The 17164-nt window shown below is 67.5% G+C and carries 18 protein-coding genes and 1 pseudogene; 4 read left to right on the plus strand and 15 right to left on the minus strand.

Features of this window, described 5'->3' with window-relative positions; genetic code table 11:
- The 5 genes and pseudogenes from GJ693_RS07245 to GJ693_RS07265 all read right to left on the minus strand — a co-directional run.
- Nucleotides 1-265: pseudogene (locus GJ693_RS07245) on the minus strand (hypothetical protein); the annotation flags it as partial.
- The gene (locus GJ693_RS07250; protein WP_235902717.1) at nt 262-825 is read right to left on the minus strand and encodes a sigma-70 family RNA polymerase sigma factor; all 564 of its coding nucleotides are present in this window, start codon (nt 823-825) and stop codon (nt 262-264) included. The pseudogene GJ693_RS07245 and the gene GJ693_RS07250, both read right to left, overlap by 4 nt.
- Entirely contained in the window at nt 822-1592 is a 771-nt protein-coding gene (locus GJ693_RS07255; protein WP_156255655.1) for an ABC transporter ATP-binding protein, read from the minus strand. Before GJ693_RS07255 ends, GJ693_RS07250 begins: the two co-directional genes overlap by 4 nt.
- Nucleotides 1589-2365, minus strand: a complete 777-nt coding sequence (locus GJ693_RS07260) for an MlaE family ABC transporter permease (protein ID WP_156255672.1) — start codon at nt 2363-2365, stop codon at nt 1589-1591. The genes GJ693_RS07255 and GJ693_RS07260 overlap by 4 nt, the downstream gene beginning before the upstream one ends.
- Complete coding sequence (locus GJ693_RS07265; RefSeq protein WP_156255656.1) at nt 2362-3408, minus strand: alanine racemase; 1047 nt, start codon at nt 3406-3408, stop codon at nt 2362-2364. The genes GJ693_RS07260 and GJ693_RS07265 overlap by 4 nt, the downstream gene beginning before the upstream one ends.
- Nucleotides 3409-3468: 60 nt before the next feature.
- Between GJ693_RS07265 and GJ693_RS07270 the strand changes: the two genes are divergently transcribed.
- Nucleotides 3469-3705 carry a hypothetical protein gene (locus tag GJ693_RS07270; RefSeq protein ID WP_156255657.1) on the plus strand — a complete coding sequence of 79 codons (237 nt, stop codon included), beginning with the start codon at nt 3469-3471 and terminating at the stop codon, nt 3703-3705.
- A 21-nt stretch (nt 3706-3726) separates the two neighbouring features.
- On the opposite strand, the gene GJ693_RS07275 is transcribed toward GJ693_RS07270, so the two are convergent.
- The 5 genes from GJ693_RS07275 to trmB form a co-directional block, all read right to left on the minus strand.
- Nucleotides 3727-4662, minus strand: coding sequence for a ribose-phosphate pyrophosphokinase (locus GJ693_RS07275; RefSeq protein ID WP_156255658.1), 936 nt, complete (start codon nt 4660-4662; stop codon nt 3727-3729).
- A gap of 64 nt (nt 4663-4726) precedes the next feature.
- Complete coding sequence (mutT, locus tag GJ693_RS07280) at nt 4727-5125, minus strand: 8-oxo-dGTP diphosphatase MutT (RefSeq protein WP_156255659.1); 399 nt, start codon at nt 5123-5125, stop codon at nt 4727-4729.
- Nucleotides 5125-6549: a M48 family metalloprotease gene (locus tag GJ693_RS07285; RefSeq protein WP_156255660.1), complete on the minus strand. Its 1425-nt coding sequence runs from the start codon at nt 6547-6549 to the stop codon at nt 5125-5127. Before GJ693_RS07285 ends, mutT begins: the two co-directional genes overlap by 1 nt.
- A gap of 46 nt (nt 6550-6595) precedes the next feature.
- A complete protein-coding gene (locus GJ693_RS07290) occupies nt 6596-7546 on the minus strand; it encodes an acetyl-CoA carboxylase carboxyltransferase subunit alpha (protein ID WP_156255661.1) in 951 nt (316 codons plus the stop codon).
- A gap of 49 nt (nt 7547-7595) precedes the next feature.
- Nucleotides 7596-8303 (minus strand): tRNA (guanosine(46)-N7)-methyltransferase TrmB, encoded by a 708-nt coding sequence (gene trmB, locus GJ693_RS07295; protein WP_156255662.1) that lies wholly within the window; start codon nt 8301-8303, stop codon nt 7596-7598.
- A 120-nt stretch (nt 8304-8423) separates the two neighbouring features.
- On the opposite strand from trmB, the gene GJ693_RS07300 reads away from it, so the two are divergent.
- Both GJ693_RS07300 and GJ693_RS07305 read left to right on the plus strand, forming a co-directional pair.
- On the plus strand, nt 8424-9944 hold the full coding sequence (locus GJ693_RS07300) for a flavin-containing monooxygenase (protein ID WP_156255663.1): 1521 nt from the start codon (nt 8424-8426) through the stop codon (nt 9942-9944).
- 89 nt (nt 9945-10033) lie between these two features.
- Complete coding sequence (locus tag GJ693_RS07305; RefSeq protein ID WP_156255664.1) at nt 10034-11452, plus strand: NAD(P)H-dependent flavin oxidoreductase; 1419 nt, start codon at nt 10034-10036, stop codon at nt 11450-11452.
- Nucleotides 11453-11456: 4 nt separating this feature from the next.
- On the opposite strand, the gene GJ693_RS07310 is transcribed toward GJ693_RS07305, so the two are convergent.
- The 3 genes from GJ693_RS07310 to GJ693_RS07320 all read right to left on the minus strand — a co-directional run bounded on the left by GJ693_RS07310 (nt 11457) and on the right by GJ693_RS07320 (nt 14603).
- Nucleotides 11457-12134, minus strand: coding sequence for a DUF1223 domain-containing protein (locus GJ693_RS07310; protein ID WP_156255665.1), 678 nt, complete (start codon nt 12132-12134; stop codon nt 11457-11459).
- A 390-nt stretch (nt 12135-12524) separates the two neighbouring features.
- The gene (locus tag GJ693_RS07315; protein ID WP_156255666.1) at nt 12525-13532 is read right to left on the minus strand and encodes a zinc-dependent alcohol dehydrogenase family protein; all 1008 of its coding nucleotides are present in this window, start codon (nt 13530-13532) and stop codon (nt 12525-12527) included.
- Nucleotides 13533-13610: 78 nt separating this feature from the next.
- The gene (locus GJ693_RS07320; RefSeq protein ID WP_156255667.1) at nt 13611-14603 is read right to left on the minus strand and encodes a 2-hydroxyacid dehydrogenase; all 993 of its coding nucleotides are present in this window, start codon (nt 14601-14603) and stop codon (nt 13611-13613) included.
- Between the two features lie 47 nt (nt 14604-14650).
- Between GJ693_RS07320 and GJ693_RS07325 the strand changes: the two genes are divergently transcribed.
- On the plus strand, nt 14651-15139 hold the full coding sequence (locus GJ693_RS07325) for an SH3 domain-containing protein (RefSeq protein ID WP_156255668.1): 489 nt from the start codon (nt 14651-14653) through the stop codon (nt 15137-15139).
- Between the two features lie 6 nt (nt 15140-15145).
- On the opposite strand, the gene GJ693_RS07330 is transcribed toward GJ693_RS07325, so the two are convergent.
- Together GJ693_RS07330 and GJ693_RS07335 are read right to left on the minus strand one after the other, a co-directional pair.
- Nucleotides 15146-15631, minus strand: a complete 486-nt coding sequence (locus GJ693_RS07330; protein ID WP_156255669.1) for a nuclear transport factor 2 family protein — start codon at nt 15629-15631, stop codon at nt 15146-15148.
- Complete coding sequence (locus GJ693_RS07335; protein WP_156255670.1) at nt 15628-16968, minus strand: MFS transporter; 1341 nt, start codon at nt 16966-16968, stop codon at nt 15628-15630. Before GJ693_RS07335 ends, GJ693_RS07330 begins: the two co-directional genes overlap by 4 nt.
- Between the last annotated feature and the right edge of the window lie 196 nt (nt 16969-17164).

A 17164-nucleotide genomic window follows, 5' to 3' on the forward strand; every position in this document is an offset into this window, starting at 1 on the left:
CGGGCCGGCGCGGCGCCGGCGTGATTTCGGCCGCGATCGCGGCCCACACGGCGGGTGGCGGCGCCACGTCTGGCGTCGCTGCATCCAGCGGTGACAGCACCGCCTGCCAGCGTTCGACAGCCGCCCGGAATTCGGGGTCACTGAGCATGCGCAGATCGCCGGCCTTGCGCTCATCGCGGCTGCCGGCGCCCAGGGCATGGTCCATGGCCGCGGCTTCCAGCGCGGTCAGGTCGGCACGGCCGTTGGCTTCGGGCTCTTGGCTCATGCCTCGTTCCCTTCCAGGGCGCCGCGCATCCGGATCAGACCGCGTCGCACCCAGCTTTTCAGCGTGCCCACCGGCACCTGCTCGCGTGTGGCGAGTTCGTCATAGGTGATGCCTTCGAAATAGCAGGCGCGGATGGCGGCGGCGTGGCGCGGCTCCAGCGCCGCCAGCGCGGCATTGAGGCGCTGCGTGTCCTGGGCGTGGCTCAAGCCGGCATCGGGGGCCGGGCCGTCATCGGCCAGATCATAGGCCTGTTCCACCGGCACCTGGGCGCGCGGCCGCGCCCGCAGCCGATCAATGGCGCGGTTGCGGGCGATGGTTGTCGCCCAAGTGATCGGGCTGGCCTTTGCCGGATCAAAGGTCGCCGCCTTGCGCCAGATACTCACATACACATCCTGCAACACGTCTTCGGATTCCTGCCGTTCGATCAAGATACGCAGGATGACGCCAAATAGTTTTGCGCTGGTGCGATCATAAAAGGCCTGGAAGGCGGCGGCATCGCCGTCGGCCACCCGCAGCAGCAGCGCTGACAGTTCGGCCGCACCAGGGCTGGGTGGGTTCATGCGCGCGCGCCCGGCATCTGGATCGGCCCTTCGGCACTGCCGGTGATGAACTGGCGCACATGGGCGTTGTCGCAGCCATCGAGACTGGCCAATGGCCCCTGCCAGATGATCTTCCCCCCGTGCAGCATGGCAACCCTGTCGGCGATGTGGCGAACGCTCGCCATGTCATGCGTAATGGTAAGTGCGGTGATTTTCAAATCAGTTACCAGCGTGCGGATCAGATTGTTGATCACCGCCGCCGTGATCGGATCGAGGCCCGCCGTCGGCTCATCGAAAAAGATGATCGGCGGACGCGCCGCAATGGCACGGGCCAGGGCCACCCGTTTCTGCATGCCGCCCGACAGTTCCGCCGGCTTGAGATCGGCAACTTCGGGCCCCAGCCCCACACGGGCGAGATTGTCGATGGCCGCCGCCTTGCGCTCCGCCGCGCTGCCGGGCAGCGCAAAACTGATGTTGCGCCACACCGGCAGCGAATCGAACAATGCGCCGCCCTGGAACAGCATGCCGATGCGGGTGCGGTGGGCATCCAGCGCCGCGCCCTTGAGGCCGGCCACTTCCTGCCCGTCGACGCGGATCGATCCGGCATCGATCGGGATCAGCCCGAGGATGCATTTCAGCATCACCGACTTGCCGGTGCCGGAACCGCCGATGATGACCAGGCTTTCGCCTGGCGCCACCGCCAGATCGATACCGGCCAGCACCTGGCGACTGCCAAAGCGCTTGGTGACGCCGGCCAGCTCGATGCGCGGTGTTGGTGCGGATGTCATGAACCGAACACGATCACGGTGATGATCAGGTTGGAGAGCAGGATCAGGATGAAGCTGGAGACCACGGCGTTGGTGGTCGCCTTGCCCACCCCGGCCGCGCCGCCACCGCTGTGATAGCCATGGTAACAGCCCATCAGCGCGATGAAGAATCCGAACACCGCCGCCTTGACCAGCGACGAGATCACGTCGTCCCATTCCAGGTAGCGTGCCGTCGTCGCCAGATATTGCGCGCTGTTGAAGCCCAGCCGCTGTGTCGCCAGCAGCCAGCCGCCCATCACGCCCAGCGCGTTGGAAACCAGCACCAGGAACGGCATCACCAGCACGGCCGCCAGGATGCGCGGGCCTACCAGCCAGCGGAACGGATCGGTGCGCAGCGTCACCAGCGCGTCGATCTGCTCGGTCACCCGCATGGTGCCAAGCTCGGCGGCCATGGCGCTGGCGACCCGGCCGGCCACCATCAGACCGCCCAGCACCGGCCCCAGTTCGCGCACCACCCCGATCACGGTGACGGCCGGCACGGTCGAGGCCGCGTTGAATCGGCTGCCACCGATGAAGATCTGCTGCGCCAGCGCCGAGCCGGTGAAGATGGCGGTCAGGCCTACCACCGGCAACGACAGCCAGCCGATGCTGAGCATCTGTTGCGCCACCTGGGCCGGATACCAGGGCGGCTGCGCCATGCGGGTGAGGGCCCTGATGGCAAAGCGCGTCAGCCGGCCGATGCTGGCCAGCGCGGCCAGCACCGGGACACCGATGGCCACCAGCACGCCGATCATGCCCACACCCGGTCAAAGCGCTGACCCAGTGCGACCAGCAATTCATAGCTGGTGCGACCGCACAGGCTGGCCATGGCCTCCGGATCGAACGGGATATCGAGCCAGTCGCCTTCAGCCAGCGGCCGAGCGTCCGTCACGTCGAACGAGGCCATGTCCATGGAAATGCGCCCCGCCGCCGGGCAGCGCACGCCGTCCACCTCGGCCCAACCGAGGCTCGACAGCCCGCGCGCGTAGCCATCGGCATAACCCAGCGCCACGGTGGCGATGCGCGTTGGCCGGGAAGCGGTGAAGGCCGCCGCATAGCCGACGCTGCCGCCCACCGGCACGTCGCGCAGCTGGATGATGCGCGCCTGCATCCGCGCCACGGTGCGCGAGACCCGGCCATCGGGCATCAGTCCGCCGCCAAACAGGCCGATGCCGGGTCGCACCAGATCGAGATGATAGGCGGGGCCGAGGCAGATTCCGGCGCTGTTGGCCAGCGCATAGGCGCCCGCCGGCACCTGCGCCGCGACCCCGGCAAAACAGGCGCGCTGGGCTTCGTTCTGCGGGTGGGCGCGGTTGTCGGCACAGGCGAGGTGGCTGTGCAGCACCGCCACCTCCATGCCGGCCAGCGCTGTGGCGGTTTCGGCCGGCGCCAGGCCCAGCCGGTTCATGCCGCTGTCCACCATCGCCTCACAGGGTCGCCCGGTCTGCCGCCACAGCGCGGCCTGCGCGGCGGTCACCAGCACAGGCCGGGCCGGCAGCGCCAGCGCAGCGGGCAGTTCCTCAGGGGAAATGCCGTGCAGCACCGATAGACTCACCTCGTCGGGCAGGGGCAGCAGCGGCGGCACTTCGTGCCAGTGCGCGACATAGAAATGGCGGCAGCCGGCAGCGGCCAGCCGAACCAACGTTTCCCGGGCGCCAACGCCATAGCCATCAGCCTTGATCGCCGCGCCGCAGGCCGCCGCGCCGACAGCGCGGGCAAAATCCTGCCAGTTGGCAACCAGCGCCGCGCTGTTCAGCAGCAGCCTGGCTTGCGGCGGGGGAGAGGGCGGGGGCGACACGGCCTTGGCTTAGCGATGTTGTTCATGGCGGCGCAAGCCATTGCGCGGTATGAGGGCGTCATGACACGCATCATCCAAGCCTCCCTCGCCGGCACGCTGGCGCTTGTTGCGGGCAGCGCCCTGGTGCTGATGGCCCCGGCCAACGCCCAGGCGCAGCCCAAGCCCGACACCGAGTTCTGCGCCAAGATGCGCGCGAAGGACCCGGGCGGCATCTGCACGGCCAAGGGCGAATATGTGACGCCGGAAAAAGTCTATCTGCCGGACGGCCGCGTCATCAACCGCTCCACCGGCGATTGAGGCAACAGCGCGCAGCGCTGATCAGTCGAACAGGCTGCTGACCGAGCTTTCCTCGGCGGTGCGGCGCATGGCTTCGGCGACCAGCGGCGCGATCGTGATGCGGCGGACCTTCTTCGCCGCTTTCACCGCCGCGGTTGCCGCGATCGAATCGGTCACCACCAGTTCGGCCAGCGCCGAGCCATCGACGCGCGCCACCGCGCCGCCCGACAGCACGCCGTGGCTGACATAGGCGGTCACGCTCTTGGCGCCCGCTTCGAGCAGGGCAGCGGCGGCGTTGCACAACGTGCCAGCGGAATCGACGATATCATCGACCAGGATACAGCGGCGGCCGCGCACGTCGCCGATGATGTTCATCACTTCCGATTCGCCGGGCCGTTCGCGGCGCTTGTCGACGATGGCCAGCGGGGCGTTGCCCAGCCGCTTGGCCAGCGCGCGGGCGCGCACCACGCCGCCGACGTCAGGCGAAACGACCATCAGATCGTCCATGCCCATCCGCGCCGTGATGTCGGCCGCCATCACGGGCGCAGCAAACAGATTGTCGGTCGGGATGTCGAAAAAGCCCTGGATCTGGCCGGCGTGCAGATCAACCGAAAGCACCCGGTTGGCGCCGGCCGTGGTGATCAGATTGGCCACCAGCTTGGCCGAAATCGGTGTGCGCGACCCTGATTTGCGATCCTGGCGGGCATAGCCAAAATAGGGCACCACCGCGGTGATCCGCCGGGCCGAAGCGCGCTTCAACGCATCGATGCAGATCAGCAATTCCATCAGATTGTCGTTGGCCGGCGCCGCGGTCGGCTGCACCACGAACACATCTTCGCCGCGCACGTTCTCATGAATCTCGACGAAAATCTCCTCGTCGGCAAAGCGGCGCACGGCGGCCTCGGTCAACGGGATTTCCAGATAGGCGGCGATCGCCTGGGCCAGTTCGGGATTGCCGTTGCCGGCCAAAATCTTCATGTCGCGCGCCCCAATCGCTGCCGTGTGCGGCGGGCCATAGCCGCCCTGTCACACAGGTGCAACCTCAGGCGCCGATTGCGGCAATCAGCGCATCGACCAGCGGCACGTCCGCCGGCGGCATCGGCAGCGCCGCCATGGCGCCCGGCCGTTCCCAGCGCAGCGCCTGGCCGTCGCGGCCATGCGGCTCTCCATCCCACGCCCGACACCAATAGAGCAGCATGACGAGGTGGAAATCGGGATAGGCAAAGCTGACGAAGGTGAAGGGCGCCAGCGCCGGCGCGGTGATGCCCAGCTCTTCCTCCAGCTCACGCGCCAGGGCGGCTTCCGGCGATTCGCCGGGTTCCAGCTTGCCGCCGGGAAATTCCCACAGGCCGGCCAGCGCCTTGCCTTCAGGCCGCTGGGCCAGCAGCGCGCGGCCATCGCCGTCCACCAGGGCGGCGGCAACGACATGGATGATCCGCATCAGCGCCAGACGACCAGCTTCACCCGGTCACCGGCCTTCAACCGGGCATCGCTGCCCAGCTGGTTGAGCGTCAGGAAGCGCGCCATCTTGTCATCGTCATAGGCCATGCGATTGGCCAGGCTTTGCACCGTGTCGGCGGCGGCGACATTGACCACCTGGATGCGGCGGGTGCGAATGGCAGCCACTTCCTGCGGGCTGAGCCGGCGCACGCTGGCCGCCACTGGCGCCACGTTGGCGGCCTGGCCCTGCGGCGCCATGCTGACCAGCGTGAAGGCCAGCTGCGGCGACCAGCGATAGACGGTGAGCGTTGCATCCACCGGCCCCGATTGCGAACCGGCACGGATGCTGCCTTCCAACGCCTCCACACCGTTGATGCGGGTGGTGCGCATCGGCTGCGCCGACACCCCCAATTGCTGCCAGCGCGCGGCGGCAATGGCGTTGAGATCGGCCGTGCGGGCATCGGCGGCGCGCAGATCAAAGCTGAGATTGCCCGGCGCGGTGCCGGTCACCGCCTGCGGCGAATTGCTGACGGCAAAGACCTTGGGCGCATCAAGCGCCAACCCCAGCCCGCCGTGGCGGAAGCTGCTGCCCTGCACCACGCCTTCAGCCGGATCATCATCATAGATCAGCCCGTCGATGGCGTTCAGGAAGGCGTCGCGATTGAGCGCGCGCGGGCCGGCGTTGGCCAGCAGGGTCTGCGCTTCGGTCCGCATCCGCGCCACGCGTTCGATGCTGGGCGGGTGGGTGGAGAGCCATTTCGACGGCTCGGCGCCGCCCTGGCCCTTCAGTCGCGCTTCCAGCGCCGTCTGCGCGCCCAGCGCCGCCAGCGCATCGGTGGCGGCATTGGGATCATAACCGGCGCCGGCGAGATAGCGCACGCCCAGGCTGTCAGCCTGACGCTCCTGCTCACGGCTGTAGCCGAGCGTGGTCAGGCCGGCGACCACCTGGGCCCCCTGGCCAAGCAGACCAACGCCGGTAACCGCGCCGACCAGCCCGGCCAGCACGTTTGACAGCGCGGCGCGGTTCTGGCGCTTCTGGCCGTGGCGAGCGGCGACGTGGCCCACTTCATGGCCCATGACGAAGGCCAGTTCTGCCTCGTCATTCATCAGCGCCAGCAGCTGACGGGTGATGTAGACATAGCCACCGGGGATGGCGAAAGCGTTGTTCACGTTGGAATTCAAGAGGGTGACGGTATAATCCTGCGCCCGCGCGCCACCGCCGGACTGCACGGCGATCTTCTGGCCGACGCGGCGCACATAGTCCGCTGCCGGGCCGGTCATCGCGCCGCCAAACTGCTGAAGGATCTGCGGGTGCGCCTGTGCGCCGGACTTGCGCTCGCTCTCGGTCAAGCCGGGGGGTGCCTGTGCCAGCGCTGGAGCGGCAATGAGGGCGGAAAGGGCAAGGGTGCGCAGCCAGTTCTTCATGGCCGCACCATAACGTGAAGCCGGGCCTCAGCGCCAGCCGGTGGCGTTAGAGATTGCGGCCCATCGCCAGATATTTGGCCCGGCGCGCCTTGACCAGCGCCGCCGGCGACAGTGCCAGCAGCGGCTGCAGCTCGCTGGCAATCGCCATCGACAGGGAGGCAATGGCCGCCGCCGGATCGCGATGGGCGCCGCCCAGCGGTTCGGCGACAATGGTATCGATGACGCCCAGCGCCTTGCAGTCGGCTGCCGTCACCTTCATCGCCTCGGCGGCATCGGCGGCGCGGTTGGCCTGCTTGTCGGCACTGCGCCACAGGATGGACGCACAGCCTTCCGGCGAGATCACGGCATAGACCGCGTGCTCCAGCATGATCACCCGATCGGCCGCAGCGATGCCGATAGCGCCGCCCGACATGCCTTCGCCGGTGATGGCGGCGATGATCGGCACCGGTGCGCCCAGGAAGGCGGCGGTGGCGCGCGCAATGGCTTCGGCCTGGCCGCGGGCTTCGCCGTCAACGCCGGGATAGGCGCCGGCGCTGTCCACCAGGGTGATCACCGGCACATTGAACCGGGCCGCGAGCTCCACCAGGCGCGCCGCCTTGCGATAGCCTTCGGGCCGGCCCATGCCGAAATTATGCTTCACGCGGCTGGCGGTGTCGTTGCCCTTCTCATGGCCGATCAGCATCACCGGCACATTGAGGCCGCGCAACTTGCCCAGCCCGCCCAGGATGGCGAGATCCTCGCCATAGGCACGATCGCCGGCCAGCGGGGTGAAATCCTCCACCAGCGCCTTGGCGATATCGGAAAAATGCGGCCGCGCCGGGTGGCGGGCGACCAGCGTCTTCTGCCACGGCGTCAGGCGGGCATAGGTTTCGGCCAGCAGGCGGCGCGCGGCGCCTTCGGCGTGGCGAGCGCCAGCATCATCACCGGCGGCACGATAATCGGTGGCGCGCTGCGCGATCTGGGCGATCGGCTTTTCAAAGTCGAGATAGGTGCTCACGGGGCGAAGGCCTAGGCGATATGACGCAGCATGGTCAATGGCTGCGGTGTCACAGCGCGGGCTGTTGGCGCTGCCAGCGGAAATACCACACTTCGTGGCCGAGCCGCCGCGCCTTGGCTTCATAGCGGGTCTGCGGCCAGTCCGCCGGCCGGGTCAGGAAATCCGCCGCCGTGTCGCCCAACCAGCGGAAATCCGTCCGCTTGCCCATCTGCATCAGCGCCCAGCGGCAATAGATCGGGTGATCGGTGCCAAAACGGAATTCGCCGCCGGGCTTCAGCACGCGGGCAATGCGATCGATCGGGCCGGGGTTCATGAAACGCCGCTTGGCGTGGCGGGCCTTGGGCCAGGGATCGGGATGCAGCAGGAACACACGCTCCACACTGGCTTCGGGCAACCGCTCCAGCACATCCAGCGCATCGCCATGATGAATGCGCACATTGGACAGATTGCCGTCGCGCACCGCCATCAGCGCACCAACGACGCCATCAACGAACGGTTCTGCGCCGATCAGGCCGACATCCTGATGCATCGACGCCTGGGCTGCCAAATGCTCACCCTTGCCGAAGCCGATCTCCAGCCACAGCGGCCGCTCATCGCCGAACAGGCCCTGCGCGGTGATCGGGCCCTCTGGCGGCACCGCAATCCTGGGCAACAGATCGGCAAACAATGCCGCCTGGCCCTGGCGCAGGGCATGGCCCTGCCGGCGGCCATAGAGGCGGCGGATCGTGGTGGGATCGGAAACGGTGGAGTCGGCCATGACCGCGGCCCATGCCCGATTGCGGGCTTGGCGAAAAGAGCAGGGTACCACGCTTGATCCAGATCAAGGCACCATGCTGCGGCCGGCCCGAAAGTTCGGCCATCTCTGGGAGGAAAGACGATGGACGCCCATGCCCCGGCCCGCGCGGTCCCTGAAGGCGCAATCACCGAAGTCGACGTGCTGGTGGTCGGCGCCGGCATTTCCGGCCTGTCGGCCGCCTGGCACCTGCAGCAGCGGCTGCCGCACAAGCGCTTCCTGGTGCTGGAACGCGAGGCCAGTTACGGCGGCACCTGGCTCACTCACAAATTCCCCGGCATCCGTTCCGATTCCGATCTCTACACCTTCGGCTTCGGTTTCAAGCCATGGGTCGGCCCGCCGATCGCCACTGCGGCCGAGATCCAGGCCTATCTGGGCGAGATGATTGCGGAGAACGGCCTCGACCAACATATCCGCTACAACCACAGCATCGAGACCGCCGCATGGGACAGCGCCACCGCGCGCTGGACGCTCACGGCCTGCCTGCCCGACGGCACCCGCCGCCAGTACCGCGCCAGGTTCCTGTGGATGGCGCAAGGCTATTACCGCCACCACCAGGGCCATTGGCCGGACTATCCCGGCATGGCCGATTTCAAGGGCCCGATCCTCCACACCGAAGAGTGGGACGAGGCCACCGATTACAGCGGCAAGCGCGTCGTGCTGATCGGATCGGGCGCGACGGCGGCGACCGTGGTGCCGGCAATGGCCGAAACGGCCGCCCACATCACCATGATCCAGCGCAGCCCGACCTATTTCATCCCTGGCCGCAACGCCAACGAACTGGCCGACGTGCTACGCCCGTTGGGCGTCGATGAAGCCACCATCCACGACATTGTGCGCCGCAAGATCCTGTTCGATCAGGATCAGGTGGTGCAGCAATGCCGCGCTGCGCCCGAGACGGTGGCGGCCGAGTTGCTGGCCGGGGTGCAGGCCCTGTTGCCCGACGGCTTCGACATGCGCCATTTCACCCCCAGCTATCGCCCGTGGCGGCAGCGTATCGCCTTCGTGCCCGACGGCGACCTGTTTGCCGGGGTGCGGGCCGGCAAGGCGGATATCGTCACCGGCACCATCCAGCGCTTCACCCCCACCGGCGTCGAGATGGCGGACGGCACCCAGGTCCCGGCCGACATGATCGTGCTCGCCACCGGCTTCAACCTGTGCGTGTTCGGCGACATCGCCTTTTCGATCGACGGCCGGCCGCTCGACATGGGCGACAGCGTCACCTGGCGCGGCATGATGTTTACCGGCGTGCCCAACCTGGTCTGGGTGTTCGGCTATTTCCGGGCGAGCTGGACGCTGCGATCGGACATGATTTCCGAATTCACCTGCCGGCTGCTGCAGCACATGGACGAAAAGGGCGCCGACCGGGTCGAGGTGCAGCTGCCGCCCGAATTGGCTGATGCCCCGCGCGGCCCGTGGGTCGATCCGGAGGATTTCAACCCCGGCTACCTCGCCCGCGGCCAGCACCTGCTGCCAAAGACCGCACCCGGCCCGGAATGGCGTCACAGCCAGGATTATTGGCGCGAAAAGGACGAGATACCGCGGGTGGACCTCGATGGACCGGCCTTCCGCTATGCACGGACCCGGGTAGCAGCGCAGGCCTGAGACAATAGCCCGTCTTGCGCTTTGCCACATATCTGCCGCAATAGTGGCCGCGCCGGCAGATGGGGCCGGCGTTCAATGAACGGACAAAGATGCTTTCGGGTGTGAGATCGCTGGTGATGGGCGGCCGCGAAGTGTGGCCGCTGGTGGAAGGGGGCAAGGGTGTTTCCGCCACCAACCATGCCTCGGCCGGGGCGTGGGCGCTGTCCGGCGGGGTTGGCACCGTGTCTGCCGTCAATGCCGACAGCTATGATGCCGATGGCCATGTCATCCCGCAGATCTATCGCGCGGCCACCCGGCGCGACCGCCATGAAGAGCTGATCGCCTATGCGATCGAAGGCGGCGTGCAGCAGGTGCAGCGCGCCTATGAAATCGCCTCGTGCGAGCTCAAGCGCGGCATTGGCGCCATCAACATCAACGTGTTGTGGGAAATGGGCGGTGCCCAGCGTGTCCTCCATGGTGTCCTTGAACGCACCAAGGGCCTGGTCAACGGCGTCACCTGCGGCGCCGGCATGCCGTACAAGCTGTCCGAGATCGCGGCGCAATATGGCGTGCATTATTACCCGATCATCAGCTCGGCCCGCGCCTTCCGGGCGCTGTGGAAGCGCGCCTATTCCAAGGCGGCCGAATGGCTGGGCGCGGTTGTCTATGAAGACCCGTGGCTGGCCGGCGGCCACAATGGCCTGTCCAACGCCGAAGACCCGCGCGCGCCTCAGGATCCCTATCCGCGCGTTGCCGAACTGCGCGCCACCATGCGCGAGTTGGGCGTGCCCGAGTCGGTGCCGATCGTGATGGCCGGCGGCGTCTGGCGGCTCGACGAATGGACCAACTGGCTCGACAACCCGGAACTGGGCCAGGTTGTCTTTCAGTTCGGCACGCGGCCCCTGCTCACCCAGGAAAGTCCGATCCCGGACGTGTGGAAACAACGCCTGTTCGACCTCGAGAAGGGCGACATTCTCCTGCACAAATTCTCGCCGACCGGCTTTTACTCCTCGGCAATCCGCAATCCCTTCCTGCGCGCGCTGGAAGCCCGCAGCGAACGCCAGATCGCCTTTTCCACCACGGCGACGGGTGACCACCAGTTCCACCTCGATGTCGGCGTGGGCAGCAAACGCTATTTCGTGACCCGCGATGATCTGATCCGCGCCCGCGAATGGCACGGCGCCGGTTTCACCGAAGCGCTGAAAACGCCGGACAACACGCTGGTCTTCGTCACGCCGGCCGAACGCGCCGACATCCGCAAGGACCAGGCCGATTGCATGGGCTGCCTGTCGCATTGCGGTTTCTCGGCCTGGGCAGACAACGAGGGCAACTCCACCGGGCGTCTGGCGGATCCACGCAGCTTCTGCATCCAGAAGACCCTGCAGGAAATCGCCCATGGCGGCGACCCCGACACAAACCTCGCCTTCGCCGGCCACAGCGCCTACCGCTTCGCCAGCGACCCCTTCTATTCCAACCGCTTCGTGCCCACGGTGAAGCAGCTGGTGGATCGCATCCTCACCGGGGCGTGAGGTCTCACTTCAGCTTCAGCGCCGCCAGGATCGGCCCGCCACCGGGTCGCTGCACCAGCACCGCATCGGACAGGCCGACGACCGGTGCCGGCCGGGCAAAGTCCGTTGCAGCGCCGGTCCAGCCGCCGAGGCGGACCAGGTCGCGCACGACATTGCGGTGCGGCAGGGTGCGGCCGCCGTTTTCGCCGGCCTTGATCGGCACCTGCACGACCCGCGGATCATAACGGACCAGCCAGACATCGGCAGAGCCGCTGCCACCGGCAAGGCTGATGCGGCTGCCGGTGGCGGTGAGCGCCGGGCCACCGGTGCCGCGATCACCGCTAATCACCGCGCGGGCCAGTTCGGGCGCGCGCACGCCGGTCACGTCAACCCGGCCGTTGATCACGGTCTGCGGCGTCCAGACATTGTCGTGGCCGAGACCATCCTTGTAGTCATACTGGCGCCGGGTGAACTCAGGACGGGCAAAGCGGTCCTTCCAGCCCAACTGGTCCCAATAGGTGACGCCAAAACTCAGCACGAGCAGATCAGGCCGATCAGCCAGCGCCATCACATTGGCGTTGGCCGGCGGGCAGGACGAGCAGCCCTGGCTCTGGAACAATTCGATTACCGTGGGGTGCGCGGCATCGGCGGCGAGTGCCGGACTGGCGAGGAAAGCGGCAAGGGCAAGAACGGCAAGGCGCATGGGGGCAAACTCCTTCTGCTGGCCAGTTCGCGCGGGGTGCCGTTGATGTTGCAGTTCAGGAGAAGAGGAGTGCCTCCGGCGGGGAGGGACGCAGTCCCTGCACCCATTCGTTGTTCGGGAGGCTCACGTTCGATGTGTGCACATCGGCGCCGCAGGCAGAGAACAAGGCCTGCGGCGTCGATGGGGATACCAAAGCGCCGCCCGAAAACGAAAGTGGGTGCAGGGGCTCAGCCCCTGCCCGCCGGAGGCCCGCTTGCTGCCTTGGCGTGCGTCGCGGCAAAGCCGCGCCGTCAGACGAGTCAAAAAGGGCGGCCTGTTGGGGCCGCCCTTTTCGCTCGCTGGCCGAGCGTGCGCCAGTCGGCGCGCGGCACGCGCGCTCGCGGCGCTGCGCTAGATATCCACGCAAATCTTCCCGAAATGCTTGCCGCTCTCCTGGTGGCGGAACGCCGCGCCCAGTTCGGCCAGCGGGAAGTGCGTATCGATCACCGGGCGGATGCCATTCTGGTTGATGGCGCGGATCATGTCCTGCTGTTGGCGGCGGGTGCCGACGGTGATGCCGATCAGCCGGATCTGCTTGCCCATCAGCTGCACGGTGGGGATCGGCCCGGCATAGCCGGCGAGCACGCCGATCAGGCTGATATGGCCGCCCACGGCGCAGGCAGTGATTGATTCGGGCATGGTGCCGGCGCCGCCGATCTCGACGATATGGTCAACACCGCGGCCCTGCGTCAGCTTCATGGCTTCCTTGCCCCAACCGGGCGTGGATTTGTAGTTGATCAGGTGATCGGCGCCCATCGCCGCCAACCGGGCGAGCTTTTCGTCGCTCGACGAGGTGGCGATCACGGTCGCGCCCATCGCTTTCGCAAATTGCAGGGCAAAGATCGAAACACCGCCGGTGCCCTGCACCAGCACCACGTCACCGGCCTTCAGATTGCCTTCCGGCACCAGCGCGCGCCACGCCGTGAGACCGGCGCAGGTGAGGGTGGCGGCCTCGGCGTGGGAATAGCCGAACGGCGCGTGGGTGAAGCTTGTCGCCGGCGCAATCACTTCCTCCACGGCATAGCCATCGGCACCGTCGCCCGGCACACCGGCAAAGCCCGCCATGTTGGGTCGGCCATCGAGCCAGGTCGGGAAGAAGGTGGAGACGACCAGATCACCGGGGCGGAATTCAGTGACGCCTTCGCCCACCGCCAGCACGTCGCCGGCGCCGTCGCTCATCGGAATGCGGCCATCGGGTGTGGGGATGCCGCCCACGACGACGATATAATCATGATAATTGAGGCTGGACGCCCTGATCCGCACCTTGATCTGGCCCGGCCCGGGCGCACCCGGTTCCGGCATGTCTTCATGGCGCAGATTGTCGATGCCGGCTGGCTGGCGGAGGCGGATGGCTTTCATGGCGGGCTCCCTCGGTTGTGGAGAGCCTAGCGCGCCCCGGGCCGCAGCCTGCCCTCCCGCTTGCGGGAGGGCAGCAGATCAGGCCCAGCCTTCCAAGACAATATCCGGCGGCCGATGCCCATCCACCCACACGCGGATATTGGCGATCACCTTCTCGCCCATCGCCTGGCGGCCTTCGAACGTTGCGCTGCCCATGTGCGGCAGCAGAACCACGCCCGGCAGGTCGAGCAGGCGCGGATCGACCGCCGGTTCATGTTCGAACACGTCGAGACCTGCGCCTGCGATCTGGCCCTTGGCCAGCGCCTCGCACAGGGCATTCTCGTCCACGATCTCACCGCGGGCGGCGTTGATGATATAGGCGCTCTTCTGCATCAGGCCGAAGCGGCGCGCGTCGATCAGGTGATGCGTGTCGGGCGTGTGCGGACAGTTGATGGTGATGATGTCCACCCGCGCCAGCATGGCATCGAGATCGGCCCACCAGGTCGCCTCCATCTCGGCCTCAACGCTGGGCGGCAGGCGGTGGCGGTTGTGATAATGCACGGTCAGGCCGAAGGCGCGGGCGCGGCGGGCGACAGCGCTGCCTATGCGGCCCATGCCGATGATGCCCAGCCGCTTGCCGGTGATGCGGTGGCCCAGCATGCCGGTGGGCGACCAGCCCTGCCAGCCGCCGGTGCGCACCAGCTTTTCGCCTTCGCCCAGTCGGCGCGGCACAGACAGGATCAGCGCCATCACCATGTCGGCGGTGTCGTCGGTGAGCACGCCTGGCGTGTTCGACACGGTCACCTTGGCGGCGCGGGCGGCGTGCAGATCGATATGATCCACCCCAACGCCGAAATTGGCACACAGCTTGAGCCGGCCCGCCTCGGCAGCGGCGGCAAACACCGCGGCATCGACATGATCGGTGACCGTGGGCACCAGCACGTCGCAGCGGCGGGCGGCATCGGCCAGCTGGTCTTGCGTCATGGGCGTGTCAGTCAGGTTGAGCTCGACATCGAAGAGTTCGGCCATGCGGGTTTCCACGGCCTGCGGCAGGCGGCGGGTGACGATGACCTTGGGGCGCGCTTTTGTCATGGTGCACAGGCTTGCGCGGCAAGGCCGGCTCGGTCAAGAGGAGGCGCATGTTCCGCACCATTCTTGCCTTGCTGTTGCTGGCGGCCCCCGCCGCAGCCACCGAGTTCGCCGACGGCACCACCGATCTGCCGAAACCGCGCTTTGTCTCGATCAAGCGCGGCAGTGCCATGATGCGCACCGGCCCCGGCGAGCGCTTCCCGATCAAGTGGGAATACAAGCGCCCAGGCCTGCCGATGGAGATCCTCAAGGAATATGAGATCTGGCGCCAGGTGCGTGATCCAGATGGCGAGATCGGCTGGATGAACAAGGCGCTGCTCACCGGCCAGCGCACCGGCATCGTCAAGGATCAGGTGCGCCTGCTCTATGTCGCGCCCGACATGAAGAGCCGCATTGCCTGGCGCATCGCGCCCGGCGCGGTCGTTTCCATCACCCTGTGCGAGGATCTCTGGTGCCGGGTGTCGAAGGACGGCAAGTCCGGCTACATCCTGCGCGGCAACATGTGGGGCACGTACCCGCGCGAGAAGATCGAAGGCTAGGCCAACCTATTTCGCCGGCACGTCCATGTCTTGCACGGCGATGATCTGCCATTTGCCGCCGCGGCGCAGGAACGTGTCGGTCCACACCAGCACGCGCAACTTTTCTTTGCCGTCGGCGCCTTTCAGCATGGCGCTCTCCCGGCCATAGACCACCGCCACATCAGGCCCGAACCAGCGCACCCTGGCACTGATCAGCTTGCAATCCCGCTCGGTTGGAGCGGCCGGCCTGGCGCCGGGTTTCGGCAGCATCTCGGGCTTGGTGTAGAGTGTGCCCTCAGGGCTGGTGCCGACGAAATCATCGGCAATCAGCGTCTGCAGCACCGAGTTGGGCTTGCAAGCATGGGTGGCCCACAGCCGTTCCTGCTCGATCAGCATTTTCGCCACCGGATCATTGGCCGCTGCCCAGCGCCCGGCGGCCTGTGTCTCTGCCGCCATCGCCGAACCGCCCACCAGCAGCGCCAGCAGCCCCGTTTTCACCATCGTCTGCATCATCCGTCTCCTTCCAGCCGGCCACCGCCGCGCACGAACAGCAACAGCAGCAGGCCAGTCGCCAGCAGGCCGACGACGGGCACGAAGCCCGCCGCCTGCGTGCCGCCGATCAATGTCGCCCGCTCCAGCAGCAATGGCCCCAACCACATCGTTGCTGTGCCCGACAGCGCATAGAGGCCAAAGAACGCCCCCAGTCGGTCCGGCGGTGCCAGCCGGGTGAGCAATGTGCGGGACGAGGCATAGGCCGAGGTCACGGTCACCGCGACGCCACAGCCCAGGCCAAGGAAGACCAGTTCAGGCAGGGTGGTGAACATCGGTCCGTCCCACAATGGCGTGGCGGCGGCCGGCCGATAGAAGATATGGTCCTTGGCGCTGCCCAGCTGCACGGCCTCGATCAGGATCAGCAACAGCAACTCACCCATCAGCGCCCGGCGCGGCCCGAACCAGCCGTCCAGCCGGCTGGCAAGCAGGCCGCCGGCCACCGCGGCAATGCTGAGCGTGATGCCATAGCCCAGCATCTGCAGCGTGCCCCAGCCCATGACGCCAGCGGCAAAAATGCCGCCGAAGAGCAGAATGCAGGTGAGACCATCGGTGAACAACATGCGCGCCACCAGATAGAGCATGGGATTGCGATAGCCGCGCACGTCGCTGAGCAGCCGCCACAGATCGCTCGCACCGCCGGCAAAGGCCGCGCCGAGCCGGGCCGAGCTGCGCGGCCGGTCAGGCACCAGCGCAAACAGCGGCAGGCTGCCCACCAGCATCAAGCCCGCCACGATCGGCCCGGTGATGCGTGCCGGTTCGCCCAGCGCCGGATCCAGCCCGAACAGCGGCGCCGCCGGCAGCCAGCTCCAATTCACCGTGCCTGGCAGCACGAAAGCCACCATCAGCAGGATCAGCAGGCCCACGCTCATGGCGTTGCCGCCAGCTAGGCCCAGCCCGCTGGCCCTGGCAGCGCCGGCCATGCCCGCCGCCGGTACCAGCAGCGAATTGTGCAGCATCTCGTGCGCGGCAAACAGCCAGGTCATCACCGCGCCAACGCCGATCACCCAGGCGATGCCCAGCCCGTCGTGGCCGGCGGGCACCACCCACCACAGGCTGAAGGAACAGGCCGCCATCGCCAGGATCACCGGGCAGAGCAGTGGCTTTCTGGGCCCCAGCCGGTCGATCATCGCGCCGAGCAGTGGCATCGACACCATCACCGCCCAGCCGCCCCATTTGCCGCCCTGCGCCACCAGCGCCTGGCCGATGATGGGATCGCCGACCACGGCGCGCACGAACCACGGCGCAAAGATGTAGATGGTGATCAGGATCACATAGGGATCGCGCGCCGCCTGCGCCATCGCCCAGGCCCGGGTCGCAGCCGGGGAGTGTGTGGGAGAGCCGGTGCCGGTGATGATCGCTCTCCTTGGGTCAGGCCGGGGTCAGCGCGGCTGGGCCGGAGCCGGTGTGGTGGGCAGCGGTGCCGCCGCCGCCCCTTCCAGCGCCGCCAATGCGGCTTCGCCGGCCACCAGCCGATCCGCCGCCGACAGCCAGCCG

The organism is Sandarakinorhabdus oryzae (assembly GCF_009733735.1).
Taxonomy (GTDB): domain Bacteria; phylum Pseudomonadota; class Alphaproteobacteria; order Sphingomonadales; family Sphingomonadaceae; genus Sandarakinorhabdus; species Sandarakinorhabdus oryzae.